General features: G+C 54.9%; 12 protein-coding genes. 9 read left to right on the forward strand and 3 right to left on the reverse strand.

Annotation, left to right across the window (positions count from 1 at the left end; all coding sequences use genetic code 11):
* The first annotated feature begins 268 nt into the window (after positions 1-268).
* Complete coding sequence (locus AC2FIO_RS06085; protein ID WP_496696311.1) at positions 269-454, forward strand: hypothetical protein; 186 nt, start codon at positions 269-271, stop codon at positions 452-454.
* Positions 455-564: 110 nt separating this feature from the next.
* Here AC2FIO_RS06085 and AC2FIO_RS06090 read toward each other — a convergent pair whose 3' ends face one another.
* On the reverse strand, positions 565-1,599 hold the full coding sequence (locus AC2FIO_RS06090; RefSeq protein ID WP_496696313.1) for an AraC family transcriptional regulator: 1,035 nt from the start codon (positions 1,597-1,599) through the stop codon (positions 565-567).
* A gap of 352 nt (positions 1,600-1,951) precedes the next feature.
* On the opposite strand from AC2FIO_RS06090, the gene AC2FIO_RS06095 reads away from it, so the two are divergent.
* From AC2FIO_RS06095 to AC2FIO_RS06130, 8 genes are all read left to right on the forward strand, one after another.
* Entirely contained in the window at positions 1,952-2,518 is a 567-nt protein-coding gene (locus tag AC2FIO_RS06095; RefSeq protein ID WP_282118908.1) for a hemerythrin domain-containing protein, read from the forward strand.
* Positions 2,519-2,526: 8 nt separating this feature from the next.
* Positions 2,527-3,588, forward strand: a complete 1,062-nt coding sequence (locus AC2FIO_RS06100) for a glutathione S-transferase C-terminal domain-containing protein (RefSeq protein ID WP_496696315.1) — start codon at positions 2,527-2,529, stop codon at positions 3,586-3,588.
* A gap of 66 nt (positions 3,589-3,654) precedes the next feature.
* A complete protein-coding gene (locus tag AC2FIO_RS06105) occupies positions 3,655-4,731 on the forward strand; it encodes a PLP-dependent cysteine synthase family protein (RefSeq protein WP_496696317.1) in 1,077 nt (358 codons plus the stop codon).
* A 304-nt stretch (positions 4,732-5,035) separates the two neighbouring features.
* Complete coding sequence (locus tag AC2FIO_RS06110; protein WP_496696319.1) at positions 5,036-6,475, forward strand: alanine/glycine:cation symporter family protein; 1,440 nt, start codon at positions 5,036-5,038, stop codon at positions 6,473-6,475.
* Positions 6,453-7,412: a glutaminase gene (locus tag AC2FIO_RS06115; RefSeq protein ID WP_496696320.1), complete on the forward strand. Its 960-nt coding sequence runs from the start codon at positions 6,453-6,455 to the stop codon at positions 7,410-7,412. The genes AC2FIO_RS06110 and AC2FIO_RS06115 overlap by 23 nt, the downstream gene beginning before the upstream one ends.
* Before the next feature lie 254 nt (positions 7,413-7,666).
* A complete protein-coding gene (locus tag AC2FIO_RS06120; RefSeq protein WP_496696322.1) occupies positions 7,667-9,334 on the forward strand; it encodes a sulfatase-like hydrolase/transferase in 1,668 nt (555 codons plus the stop codon).
* Positions 9,335-9,396: 62 nt separating this feature from the next.
* A complete protein-coding gene (locus AC2FIO_RS06125) occupies positions 9,397-10,641 on the forward strand; it encodes a DUF3179 domain-containing (seleno)protein (RefSeq protein WP_496696324.1) in 1,245 nt (414 codons plus the stop codon).
* A gap of 105 nt (positions 10,642-10,746) precedes the next feature.
* Entirely contained in the window at positions 10,747-11,442 is a 696-nt protein-coding gene (locus AC2FIO_RS06130; RefSeq protein WP_109312619.1) for an outer membrane protein, read from the forward strand.
* A 39-nt stretch (positions 11,443-11,481) separates the two neighbouring features.
* Here the strand turns inward: AC2FIO_RS06130 and AC2FIO_RS06135 are convergent, their stop codons facing one another.
* Positions 11,482-12,207 carry an MbnP family protein gene (locus tag AC2FIO_RS06135; protein WP_496696326.1) on the reverse strand — a complete coding sequence of 242 codons (726 nt, stop codon included), beginning with the start codon at positions 12,205-12,207 and terminating at the stop codon, positions 11,482-11,484.
* Complete coding sequence (locus AC2FIO_RS06140) at positions 12,207-13,328, reverse strand: cytochrome-c peroxidase (protein WP_496696328.1); 1,122 nt, start codon at positions 13,326-13,328, stop codon at positions 12,207-12,209. The genes AC2FIO_RS06135 and AC2FIO_RS06140 overlap by 1 nt, the downstream gene beginning before the upstream one ends.
* Positions 13,329-13,331 lie beyond the last annotated feature (3 nt).

Genomic DNA, 13,331 nt, shown 5'->3' on the forward strand with positions numbered 1-13,331 from the left:
GATCCCATCTGACGACCTGTAAGAACTCCATCCGCAGCTTTGTTATGGCTACCGGCCATTCACGCCTTGCACAGCATTGATCAAAATGGGCTCAAAGCGACCCCATGCCGTGTTGATCAATGTTCTCAAGGCGACGACGCGAACCGACGCTAGCTTGATGTCTTTTCTCAAAACCTTGACGTGCAATCGCAATAAACCTGAGCCGCAGAATGCCAAATTGAATGCACACAAAGCGTTTCAAGCACGCTCAACCGAAAGGGACCAAGAAATGAAAAAAGTAATAATTGCATCTGCTACCGTGTTCGCACTGATCGTAAGTGCTGGAATGTCCTCGGCGCACCCGTTGGGTGACATCGACCAACAAACCGTAAATCTGTCCGGCCCCGGCTTCCAGTTGACACCAGAGCTTTCGAATTCCGACTCTTGTGATTCATGCAGTGATGCCTTCTCATAAACGCGCTGACACATAAAAAGCGGATGCCTGAGGCTACGTTTCAGTAGATCAGCATCCGCTTTCTTGCCCGAGATCACTGTAACAACCGAGTTGCATGCCCTGAGATCAACCTAAACTGTTCGAACACTACCCGGAGATTGGCCCGTCCAGGTCTTGTAGGCATTGGTAAACGCAGCCTGATCAGAGTAACCGAGCGCAAAAGCAATATCGGAAAGACTTAGCTTGGGGTCATCAAGATACTGTTCTGCCAGCCTTGCGCGAATGTCTTTGAGCAGTTGTTTGTAGGTTGTGCCTTCTTTGGCAAGTTTGCGTCCGAGTGTACTGATGCTCATCCCCAGCGTCTTCGCGATTTCATCTTGTGTGGGAGCGTTAAAAGACAGTCGCGACGTAATCTCGCTTTGCACCAAAGAACTTGTTTCGCCGATTGCGGGCGGCAAATCCTTCATCAAAGTTTGCACATGTTTTTCAAGATGCAGAAGCAATGCGGGGTCTGTATCTTTGATCGGAATATCCATCACTGTCTGGTCAAACAGGATACCCGGAACCCTTTGACTCTGTTTGATATTGACCGCTAAAGCACCGGAGATTTCGGATTGCCTTTCTTCGGTCAATTCATGCGGAAAACGTATCTCAAGGACTGGTAAGGGCGCTTCAGCTGCAATCTGAATACTGGTCAAGAAAGCGGATATTCGAAACTCATTATGAGCTCCGTCAGAACGCATTAGTTCAGCGATGGAATCTATCTCCAAGAACATGCCACGCTCTTCTTCATAAAACGACAATTTGGCGAAACCCCGCGCCAGGCGCGCGTAGGTCACTGCCTTCTCAATTGCGTCGCCAGCGGTCGGAGAGTTCAAAACGACGTAGCTGAGAAGTGTCGTTTTTCGGGGGTTAAATGTTCTTCCTGCTGAGATTGCAAATAGGGGGTCCCCGGTCTCTTCAATGGCAAGCTCTAGGAGGCGAAGCTCATTCCGGACATCAACAATATCCGGTGGTGTTTCGTGGAGATCAACGGGTAGGTTGGCCGATCTCAGAAGCGTAACAATATCCGAACCACGGTTTTCCAGAAGCTTGGCAATGTGATGCACGCCAAAACCTGGAACATTCCAAGTTTCGCTATCAGAATTCAATTTGTTCTCACTCATGTTGCCATACCGCCCGAGACTGAAACGCCCCATTTAACCTAGGCGCTTTGTGTTTTGGGCGATAATAGACAGGCTGCAAAAGCTATGCCAAGCAATCGTTTGGTTGCCGCTAGAAGGGCAGGCAAACGAATGTCTGCTGCCGCATAATCTTGCGGCCCTGCGCCACCGGGGTCACCTTCGCTCCATTGGCACCCGCCGACGTGACAATCTTAAGATTGAACGCGCCATGCAAGATAGCCGATTTGATCGACACAACTTTTGACGATGTGCAGAGATAGACACCAACTGTGCATCTTTGAGCCTAACGGTGCGAGTTTTCAGCACACACATGTCTGCGGAAAGGAGTAAGCGCATGCTTGATACATACGACATTCGCACCGCCGATATGCCGGGCGAGATGCAGATCTTGCTCGAACAATATCCACGCGACAGCTGGGAAGCACACCCCGGCTTCACCGAGAAAACCCGCCATTGGCTGGGTGCCCATCTGATGTTTCGGCGCCTTGCCCGGCTGGTTCGCTCTGATGCAGAAAGCTATCTTGAAAAGGACCTGTCCCCCGAAGAGTACGCCGCGCGCCTGTCCTATTATGGAAACGCGCTTGTTGGAAACTTGCACGGCCATCACGGTTGGGAAGATCATAGCTACTTCCCCGAGCTTTCTGCCGCGGATTCCCGCTTTGACGCCGGACTGAAGGTTTTGGAAAAGGACCATGCCGACCTCGATCTGGTCCTTGACCAATACACAAGGACGGCCAATCGTGTGATCAAGCTCATCCAATTGGATGAGGCTCAGGCCCGATCCGAAGTCGGATCTCTGCGCGACACCTCAGAAGCCATCGAGGCCTTTCTGAAACGCCACCTGAGCGATGAGGAAGACCTTGCGGTTCCGATCATCCTGCACCACCGCCTAAGAGGATAAGGCCACGCATGACCGACCATTCCAAACAGGAAGATCCGGCCCATGCCTCAGAACGCCGCGCACGAGGAGAGTTCGTGCGCGGCGTCAGCGGATTCCGACATGCTATCGGCGATCCAGAGTTCCCGGCTGAACCAGGGCGCTATCACCTGTTTGTTGCGCTGAATTGCCCATGGTGTCATCGGGTGACGCTGGCGCGCAATGTGTTGGGTTTGCAGGACAGCATTTCGATGGATGTGGCCTTTCCCAATCGCACCACAGAAGACGACCCAGAGGGTCCGAACAACTGGCAGTTCGCCCCCGAGCTTGTTGCTTCAGCAACTGGGGCAACGTTGCCTGAATGCACCTTGGAAACCGCAACGGGACAAGGTTTCAGGTTGGTTCGCGAAATTTACCGGGCTGAAGGCTCAGAAGAACGTTCAGTCCCAATCCTGTATGACAAAATAGCCGGCCGTATCGTGAACAATGAAAGCGCCGAGATCATTCGAATGCTGAATGGCAATGCGGCGCTGCTGGGCAGCTACTGCAATGAAGCCAACCGGCCCAACCTCTACCCGGATGATCCTGCGATCCGGGCTGAAATTGACGAACTGAACGTGCAAATCTACGTCGCCATCAACAACGGGGCATACAAGGCCGGGTTCTCGTCTGATCAAAACGTCTATGCCACCAGTTTCGGGACTTACTTCAAGACATTGGCGCAGTTGGAAGATCGCTTGGCCAGCGATGGCAGACCTTTTCTAACCGGGGAGCGATTTACAGAAGTCGATCTGCGCCTTTTCCCGACGCTCTACCGCCACGACCCTGTTTACTACGTGCGAATGAAGCTGAACGGCGCCAAGATCCTTGACTACCCGCATCTCTGGCGCTGGCTTTGTCGCGTCCATGACCTGCCCGGGGTGGCGAACAGCAGTTCACTGGATCACTGTCGGCAAGGGTACTTCGGCCGAAGCTGGAATGGTATTATTCCCGCAGGCCCGTTTGTTCCCATGGCATATCCCGAAGCCTATGGGCATCCTGAACTGACGGTCCAGCGTGTGACTCCGCCGCTCATTCCCAAGACAAATGTTTAAAGCGCCGAAGCAGCGAACTTGGTATAAACTGGCACGGATTTTTCCAACCAAGAGAGGGATATTGCCATGGGCATTCGGCAGACTGAGGGACGCAAACGGCTTTATGACAGTGTTCTCGATACCGTAGGTGACACGCCCTGCATTCGGATCAACAAGATCGCGCCGTCGCATGTGACGGTCTATGTGAAATTCGAGGCTTTCAATCCTGCAGCTTCGGTCAAGGATCGTTTGGCGCTGAACATTATCGAGGCGGCGGAACGTGACGGGCGGCTGAAACCCGGCCAGACCGTGGTCGAGGCCACATCAGGCAACACTGGGATCGGCCTTGCGATGGTGTGTGCTGCCAAAGGGTATCCTCTGGTGTTGACCATGGCCGACAGCTTCTCGGTAGAACGCCGCAAGCTGATGCGCTTTCTGGGGGCGAAGGTCGTGCTGACGCCGCGCGCGCAAAAGGGCTTTGGCATGTATGTCAAAGCCAAGGAACTGGCCGAACAGAATGGATGGTTTCTGGCCAGCCAGTTCGAGACGTCGGCAAATGCCGATATTCACGAGAACACCACTGCCCGAGAAATCATGGCAGATTTCGAAGGTGAGCGGCTGGATTACTGGGTCACCGGCTATGGCACCGGCGGGACCGTTTCCGGTGTCGCACGCGTTCTTCGCGCAGAGCGCCCCGGCACGAAAATCATCCTGACAGAACCCGCCAACGCGGCGATTGTGTCATCGGGTTATACAAACACCCGCAACGAGGGTCACCAACCCACGGAAAGCCATCCGAATTTTGAACCTCACCCCATTCAGGGCTGGACCCCAGACTTTATCCCATGGGTTCTGCAAGAGGCGATCGACAAGGGTTACTATGATGAATTGATCCCTGTCCCCGGTGCCGAGGGGATTGAATGGTCCAGACGGCTGGCGTCGGAAGAAGGGATTTTTACGGGAATATCTGGTGGCTCGACGCTTGCTGTTGCTATGAAAGTGGCCGAGCAAGCGCCACAGGGATCCGTTTTTCTGGTGATGTTGCCAGACACGGGCGAGCGCTATCTCTCCACACCACTTTTCGACGGGATCGAAGAAGATATGACCGAAGACGAGCGCGTGATTTCGATGTCGACACCTTCGGCACAGATGGCCGCTGAATAGGCAAAGCACACTTCATCTGGACGCTTCTATGACTATGGCATTCGGGATGGCCTGCGCCCCGAATGCCCTTTTCCCAGCGCGCTCACAACCTTCGGAACACGCAGGTCAGTCTGTAGTCGAATTCGCGCAAGACGTCGTCACCCGAATGAATTCTTATCGCTAAATCAATTGTATATGCCCGGGCGTTTCGCCGATTTTCGGGTTTGAAGCTTGACTCGGCGACCCTCCCTTCGTGCATGATGGAAGAATAAGCATCGTATTTTAGCTGCTTTTTCGAACGGTCTGAATTCTCAGGAGGCGGACGATGGAAGCAATTGTTAACGGCATTAACTCTATTCTTTGGAACTACGTCCTGATCTACGGGTTGCTCGGCGTCGGCATATTTTTCACCATTCGTCTGGGTGCGCTGCAGTTTCTACATTTCGGCGAGATGATCCGCGTCCTTACCTCGTCCAAATCCACTGACAAACGCGGAATTACACCGTTTCAGGCACTGACCGTTAGTCTGGCGTCACGCGTTGGCACCGGAAACCTGGCCGGTGTCGCCGTGGCTTTGACCCTGGGTGGCCCCGGTGCAATCTTCTGGATGTGGATCGTAGCCTTGGTCGGGATGGCCACGGCTTATTCCGAAAGCACTCTTGCGCAGCTTTACAAGGTCACGTCTTCAAACGGGCGATACCGCGGCGGTCCTGCTTTCTACATGGCCAATGCGCTGAACGCGCCCTGGGCCGGTGTGATCTTTTCGATCTGCCTGATCGTCAGTTTCGGTCTGGTTTTTGTCGCCGTCCAATCCAACTCAATCGCCGAGGCGTTCGAAGGCGCGTTCGGGTTGAACAAATTGATTGCTGGTCTGGCGCTGGCGGCTGCCGCTGCTGTGGTCATTTTTGGCGGCATCCGAACCATTGCGCGGTTTGCCGAAATCGTCGTGCCGCTCATGGCCGGGCTTTACCTGTTGCTGGCCTGTGTTGTCGTTGTCCTGAACCTGCCACAGGTGCCTGCAATGCTGTGGTCTATCGTTGCAGGGGCCTTTGGCCTTCAGGAAGCCGCAGGCGGCGTCACAGGTGGCGTGATGGCAGCAGCGCTCAATGGTATCAAGCGCGGGTTGTTTTCAAACGAAGCTGGCATGGGCTCGGCCCCCAATATCGCGGCTGTTGCCACACCGGCTCCGCACCACCCATCGAGCCAGGGTTTGGTGCAGGCGTTTGGCTGTTTCGTGGATACGATACTGGTCGCCACCGCGACCGCATTGCTGATCCTGCTGTCTGGAGCCATCGAACCGGACGGAGCCACCGGTATGCGGTTAACTCAGGATGCGGCAGCGGTCCATCTGGGTGAGATCGGCCGCCATTTTATCGCAATCGCAATCGTGTTTTTTGGCTTTACGTCGATATTGGGCAATTACTCATACGCAGAAAACGCCATGACGTTTCTGAAGCTGGAAGGCAAAGTGCCTATCTACATCTTGCGCCTGGGTTGTCTTGCCATGGTCGTCTGGGGCGCGGTGCAAGCGGTCAGCACAGTGTTCAATTTTGCAGATGCAGCCATGGGCGTAATGGCAACCATCAACCTGGTCGCCATCGTGCTGCTATCGGGCACGGTGTACAAACTGACCGTGGACTATTTCACACAGCGCAGACAGAATCTTGAGCCCCGCTTTGTGGCAAGCAAATTCCCTGAATTTGACAAAGGCGTGGATCACTCAGTCTGGACGGAGGAGGCATATGCCGAGACCCAGCGTGGTTGAAACCGGTGAGTTGCAAGTCATTTTGGATGACATCGCCGATCGCGTTGCCGGCATGTCGGAACGCGGGAAGGTCGCCCAATATATTCCCGAACTTGCCAGCGTTGACCTGAACCAGTTCGGCATCGCTGTCGCACCCATTGACGGCGCGCCTGTTTCGGCCGGAAATGCGGACACGCTGTTTTCCATTCAAAGCATTTCCAAGGTTTTTTCGCTGACAGAGGCCCTGCAACATGTGGGCGCGACCCTTTGGCAACGTGTGGGGCGCGAACCTTCGGGCGATCCGTTTAATTCAATCGTCCAGCTCGAACATGAACGTGGAATTCCCAGAAACCCGTTTATTAACCCCGGCGCCATCGTCGTGGCCGACGTTCTGCTAGAAGATCGAAGCTCTGATGAGGCGGTCAACGATGTACTGAACCTTTGCCGGACGCTCGCAGAGGATGCGTCCATTCAAGTGGATAAAGCCGTTGCAGACTCCGAGATGCGGACAGGGTCCAGAAACAGGGCACTTGCGCATTTCATGAAAGCCGAGGGAAACCTAAAAGCGCCGGTCGAAGATGTTCTGTCGCTGTATTTCCGCCAATGCAGCATCGCCATGTCGTGTCGTCAGTTGGCGGTTGCGGGCCGCTATTTGGCCGCCGCAGGCCAGAACCCTGCAGACGGTTCAACCGTTCTGTCCGCGCAGCGCGCCCGCAGAGTGACTGCGCTGATGATGATGTGTGGATCTTATGACGCCTCGGGCGAGTTTGCATTCCGCGTCGGACTTCCTGCCAAAAGCGGTGTCGGCGGCGGCATCCTGTGTATCGTTCCTGGCGTCGCAGCGGTCACGGCATGGAGCCCGGGACTGGACGCAAAAGGTAACTCTCATTTGGCAAGCATTGCATTTCAGGAACTGGTCCGCGCGACCGGATGGTCGGTGTTCGGGCCAAGTGTTTAACTGCCGAAACAACCGGTTCACTCACGCCGCTTCTCTCGTATATTTCGCGTGGTTTTGCGCAACCTTCCGGGGTTCCTCCTGTCGGCCGCTAAGACACGTTGCACACGGCCGGCGTGTGACGGACTTTCCCAAGAAATCGAGAGGTTACCTCCACCCGGCTTTTGCAGCGTAGCGTTTCAACAGCAAATATAATAATGTTTCAATATGACAAACAGCCTGCGCTTTGGAGTCGGCATTCTGAAGGGGAGATTAGAATGAAATTGCAGTGTGTTTTTGTGTTGTCGATGGGCTTTGCCGCCTTATCAGCTGAAGCGCAGGAAAACCCAATTCAACACGATGCGGAATTCTATATCCTGAAGGCACAGCTTGGATCGCAATGGGCCCAAGATGACGCAGCCGTTGACCAAGCATTAGCTGCGTTTCGGGAAGGTAACGGTGGAAACCCTCCAAATATCGTCAGTGTGCTGATCGATGACTTGGGCTTTGGGGATATGGGCATCCCAGAGCTGAATGCAGTACGCGGGTATGAAACACCGAACATTAATGACTTCTCGGATCAGGCCATGCGGATGGTTCGGATGTACACCGAACCATCGTGCACGCCGACGCGCGTGGCACAAATGACCGGACGCCTGCCTGTCCGTATGGGTATGGGGAACACACAAGTTGATATTGCCGGAGAAGGCCTGCCGGGTGGCGAAATTACACTCGCTGAAGTGCTTAAGCAGGCCGGCTACTCCACGAGTCATGTTGGCAAATGGCATATGGGTGACATTTCAGAAAGCTGGGCAATGAATCAGGGGTTTGACTATGCCCAGCATGCGATTCATCAGCAGGGGCAGTTAACCATATTCCACGATGACGCGATTAAGGAGCAGGTTTCCGTAGCCATCAACGATTATGACGACAAGTATACTGTCGACAAGTGGTTCCGCCCCGACGCCTCGGCCATGATGACCGTGATTGAAGGCGAGGCCGGGGGTCCCATCCGCGAAATTAGGATGAAACCCGGCGAACGTTGGAACGCGGCCAAGTATGACGAGATGAACCAAGCCTTCCAAGACAAGACCATGGAAGAACTAGAGCGCTTGGCTGGTGGCGAGGATCAGTTCTTCCTGCAATACTGGCCGATGATCCCACTGGACAACACACGGACCGGCCGGACCGGACCAAAAAGCGCAAATGGCGGCCTTTATGTCGACAAAATGCAGCTACTTGACCAATGGCTTGGAGATCTCTTTGCCAAGATTGACGAGCTTGGATTGGCTGAGAACACCATCGTTATTGTAATGGGCGACAACGGCCATTTTACCAAATATTCACCGCAATCTGGGTTCACACCGATGATCTTCCGTGGCGGCAAAGCCGACACCACTGAAGGTGGCGTACGAGTTGACGCCTTTATCCGATGGCCCGGCATGATCGAAGCGGACGGGCTGCTCAACAGTATCATCCACGTCTCGGACCTTTATACCACCTTGTCGCGCTTTGCCGGTGCTGATGAGTTCATACCGCGCGACCGCCTGATTGACGGAGTGGATCAATCCGCTGCGCTACTTTTCGACGATGAATCCAAATCGCGTCGCGATCACGTGATCATCTATTCGGACAAAAAACCCGAGGCGATCGTCAAGGATCAGCTCAAACTCATCTTGCCGCCTCCGGGCAAGAACCCGATCGCGGCCAAGTTCTTTGACCTCTATCGAGATACTCGTGAAGAATTTTCAGTCTCGACCGAGGTTGGCGCATGGGGCGGCCAGGAATTTGTGCGCATCTTGGGTCGTCACATGGCACGAAAGGAAAAATTCCCGGATGTGCCTCCAGCATATGGCGCGCCCTACGAGGGGATCGAAAACACCCGCCCCGAAACCCAGCTAGCCGTCGACGCGTTTCTCATAAAACGCGCGGCACCACAGCAATAATCCCTGACCGCCCGCAGTTTTCCCGCAGGCGGCCTATTGGAACCCGAAAATAGGATAACCATATGGCAGGAAACATCATTTTCGCTCTGGGTTTAGTCGTTTCACTGGGTATCGGGTTCGTCTATTTCCGCGATCTTGGCGACATTTCGCAAATGGTGCTTAAGGTTAAACGCAAAAACATGATCCGGTTTATCCGACACGAATACCGCCTGATCGCAGTGGGGTTGAGCGGATTTGCCGTCGCTACGCTTGCGCATTTCATTCTGGGCGGCGGCCCGTTCTGGCTGTGGCTGATTGCGGCGCTGCTAGTTTTGGTTTTGTATGGATTTCCCTATGTGTGGGTCCATCTGGGGCTGAGGAACCAACTCAACACTGCGGCCTTCTTTCCTATTGCCGAGGCGCAAAAATTCATCGGCCCGACCGCGCCGGTCATCGTTATTGAAAACAATGGTCACGCCCGCGCGCATCCCGATGCGCAAATCATGCGACCCCACTTGGCCGGCAATGCTGACGGGCTGGGTGGCGAAGATATCGTCATGACCTTTTGCGCGATGGCCAACCTTGGGCAAGGCTATGCCCCACGCATCGAGGGCAACCGCCTGGATCTTGAAGTTCTGGCCCAACATGGCAACAACCTGATCCTGCGGGACAACGAAACCGGGGAACCCATCCAGCAGATCTATGGGTTTCGCGAGACGGATCGCGATACTGGCGCGGATGGGCCCGCCTGCCCTGTGCGCCCCGAAGCAAAGATGCAGCCCTGGCCCACGTATCGGATGACGTTCCGCGGATTTCAAAAAGCGTTTCCCGATGGCGAGGTGTATCTGAACACGCCCTCGCCGAACCCGTTTTTGCGGCTGCTGGATATGGTGACGGAAATTACGTTTGGCTGGGGGATCGCGCGCCAGCATCAGGAAGATGCGCCCGTCATGGACAATATGGACCGATCGGACGACCGGCTTCCGAATAAGTCCTATGTCTGGGGGATCACGATCGGCAATGATGCCGCCTGCTGGACCGATGATTTCGTGGTCGAGAATGACTGGATCGTAAACGCAAATGTCGGTGGACGAGACGTGGTTGTCAGTCTGGACCCAAAGTACGAAAGCCTTGGCGTTTGGTACAATGACAAAGGCCAGCCCATCACCCGCTGCGATTTCTGGGGGATGTCGGATCAGGGAAAACTGCAACGCGTCGAGACCCTGCGTGCCGGTGTATTCTGGCATGTCTGGTCCGAGTTCTTTCCGGAAACCGATATCAACCGTGTCGGTGCGCGCGTACAACAGTCTGGCGAAGCCGCTGAATGAGTGAGCAATCAGATCAGATTGCCAAATTGGAACAAACGGAGGATCAAAATGGTCTTTAAGAGGGCAATAACAACCGCTGCGTGGGCCGTGGCGACCTGGATTCCAATGACAACTGCCGCTGTGGCGCAGCAGTCCGACTGGTCCTATGAGGCAACAATATACCTGTTCATGCCTGAAACGGAGGTTACGCAGGAAACAGCCCGCGGCACAGTTGATGGAACGCTCAGCTTCTCTGACGCACTAAAAAATCTCGATCTGGCCTTCATGGGCGTCTTTGGTGCATCGAATGGGCGCTGGTCACTGTTGGCCGACTACAACTATGTGGACGTCTCTTTCAGCAATGACACGCCCGGTCCGGCAAGCTCTGGTCTTGAAACCTCTCTCACAACGCAATTTTTCAGCGGTTATGTAGGCTACCGGGCTTATACTACAGATACGTCCTACGTGGACCTGGTCGGCGGTTTCCGCTGGTTCCGGACGCAGACCGATTTCACCGTCCTTCCCGGAGCAGCCCCCGGCCGGTCCGTCAGTGTCGATGAAAGCTGGACAGACCCGGTCATCGGCGTTCGAGCCCGCGTCGCATTCAACGACAGGTGGTCCGGCACTGGCTTTTTTGATTACGGCGGCTTCAGCAGCGACAGCGAAACATGGCAGGTCTTGCTGACTGCGGATTATGAAATCAACGACAGGTGGGTGATCCGCGGCGGTTATCGCTATATCTCTTTCGATCACGAGATTGACGGCAACGATTTCACGTTCGAACAGTCCGGCCCCATGATTGGTGCGACTTATCGGTTCTGAGGGGCTCTTTTAGCCCTTCAAACCTTACCCGATCCAAAGTCACTTAAACATCGGGGTGATCATGACCGCGTAGTTGTCGGCCAGCATGGCGGCGTCTTCGCGGTTGAATTTGACTGATGAGAGCATACGCAGGTCGACTTGCGTGGGCCCGTCAAATAGCTTTGCAACATCGACGTTCATGTGCAGGTCCACATCGCCCTCAACAACGATATCCGGTGGCAACTGGATATCGACCTCGCGCGCGTTTTCCGAAAACCCAACGTGATAGACCAACGGCGAGACCTCTTCGCCAATCCGCAGCGTTCCTTCCATCACGACGAATTTATAGCCGACCTCCCAATTCCATGCCATTTGACTGTTGGGATCAAGATCCCCGCGCGCTTGGATCGAGCCATTGGCTTCTGGGTCTACGCCGATCATGAAACGGATGTGCTCAATGCTGCTCAAGGGAATGTCGTTCAGCCTGATCGAATGGGTTGTTTCCGGATTGTCGAACCGGAGCAGATGATAGCTGTCAGGCTCAGCAAACAGCGCTCCATCTTGCGAGAGGGTCAGGTTGCTGAGGTAGAGCCGGAAGTCACGAACCCTGAACGTGCCGCGCCCGGCGGGGTTTTCGTACACGAACTCATCAAACACCAACGGATGTTCACCCATCTTCGCATGAAAGGTCAAAGTAACCGTCGTAGTGCGCTGAAGACCAAGGGCAAAGAACAGCGCTCCGCCAACGAACAACAGTATCGCAAGCGCCGTCATCCAAATACGCATCAGCCGTCTCCTTCGAACGGATTGGAAAACTGTGTGTTTGTCAGAAAACCCTCATCCGTCAGCGTGTTCAGGAACGCGATGATGGACTGCACCTCGTCGGGCGTCATACGCAGGCCCACAGTGCCCTGCCCGGCCTCTGGCGCATTGTCGGCCTCAAGGATCAAAGGGCTGAGCGTATCGCTGACGACAATCCCGTCATTGTAGTGATCCATGACCTCTTCCAATGTCTCGAACCGGCCATCATGCATGTAGGGCGCGGTTACTGCGATGTTGCGCAGTGTCGGCACTTTGAAGAAGCCCTTGTGCGCCGGATTGCCGGTCACGGCCATCAGGCCATCCGGCAGGTCGTCATCGGAATCCAGCCCATTGTTTGAAAACCCATCCAATGCGTCCCGAAACCCGGAAGTCAAAAACTGGCTGTGGCAGTCGATGCAGTTCCCACCACGTAATGAAACCTTGGTGTCCGGATGCGCCATGAATAGTTTGCGCCCGTGTTCTTCCTGCGCGGTCAAACGCACTTCGCCACGCAGAAACCTGTCGTATTTTGAATCCGACGAAATCAGCATTCGCATGAAGGTCGACAATGCCCGGGCCACGTTTTCGGCGCTGACTTCCCCGTATGCCTTGCGGAACATCCGCCGATAGTCGCGGGATGCCTGCAATTCTGTGACAAGCTCTCCTAGGTCCTGATCCATCTCGTCCGGGTGTTGAATCGGCATCAATGCCTGCGCTTCCAACGACGTTGCGCGACCGTCCCAGAAGAACCGCTCTTGGCCCCAAAGAAGGTTGGTCAAACTCATGGAGCTGAACTCCAGCTCTCCGCCCGACAATGCGGGCGACTTTGCCAGACCATCAGTGAAGGCAAGAGCCTGCATATGGCATGTCGCGCAGGACACCTGATTGTTGCCGGACAGGATAGGGTCGTAGAACAGGTGGCGCCCAAGGGCAAAGGCCTCTTCCGTCAGCGGGTTGTCCGGCGGCACAGCAAAGCGTCCGAAAACAAAAGGCGCCGAGAAGCCAGCAATCGGCGTCGCCGTCGGCCTGCGTGCCCGGTCCCAGAAAACCCACGCCGTCGCCGCGATCACCACGGCGACGGCCGCTGTCAAAAACACCCGAAGCATAAC

It is taken from the genome of Ruegeria sp. CDSB086 (assembly GCF_059611065.1).

Bases quoted from the DNA above. Each gene is read 5' to 3' on its own strand.
- AC2FIO_RS06125 (WP_496696324.1), top strand. From the start codon at position 9,397: ATGGCAGGAAACATCATTTTCGCTCTGGGTTTAGTCGTTTCACTGGGT.
- AC2FIO_RS06110 (WP_496696319.1), top strand. From the start codon at position 5,036: ATGGAAGCAATTGTTAACGGCATTAACTCTATTCTTTGGAACTACGTC.
- AC2FIO_RS06090 (WP_496696313.1), bottom strand. From the start codon at position 1,599: ATGAGTGAGAACAAATTGAATTCTGATAGCGAAACTTGGAATGTTCCA.
- AC2FIO_RS06135 (WP_496696326.1), bottom strand. From the start codon at position 12,207: ATGCGTATTTGGATGACGGCGCTTGCGATACTGTTGTTCGTTGGCGGA.
- AC2FIO_RS06105 (WP_496696317.1), top strand. From the start codon at position 3,655: ATGGGCATTCGGCAGACTGAGGGACGCAAACGGCTTTATGACAGTGTT.
- AC2FIO_RS06130 (WP_109312619.1), top strand. From the start codon at position 10,747: ATGACAACTGCCGCTGTGGCGCAGCAGTCCGACTGGTCCTATGAGGCA.
- AC2FIO_RS06115 (WP_496696320.1), top strand. From the start codon at position 6,453: ATGCCGAGACCCAGCGTGGTTGAAACCGGTGAGTTGCAAGTCATTTTG.
- AC2FIO_RS06120 (WP_496696322.1), top strand. From the start codon at position 7,667: ATGAAATTGCAGTGTGTTTTTGTGTTGTCGATGGGCTTTGCCGCCTTA.
- AC2FIO_RS06100 (WP_496696315.1), top strand. From the start codon at position 2,527: ATGACCGACCATTCCAAACAGGAAGATCCGGCCCATGCCTCAGAACGC.
- AC2FIO_RS06085 (WP_496696311.1), top strand. From the start codon at position 269: ATGAAAAAAGTAATAATTGCATCTGCTACCGTGTTCGCACTGATCGTA.
- AC2FIO_RS06140 (WP_496696328.1), bottom strand. From the start codon at position 13,328: ATGCTTCGGGTGTTTTTGACAGCGGCCGTCGCCGTGGTGATCGCGGCG.
- AC2FIO_RS06095 (WP_282118908.1), top strand. From the start codon at position 1,952: ATGCTTGATACATACGACATTCGCACCGCCGATATGCCGGGCGAGATG.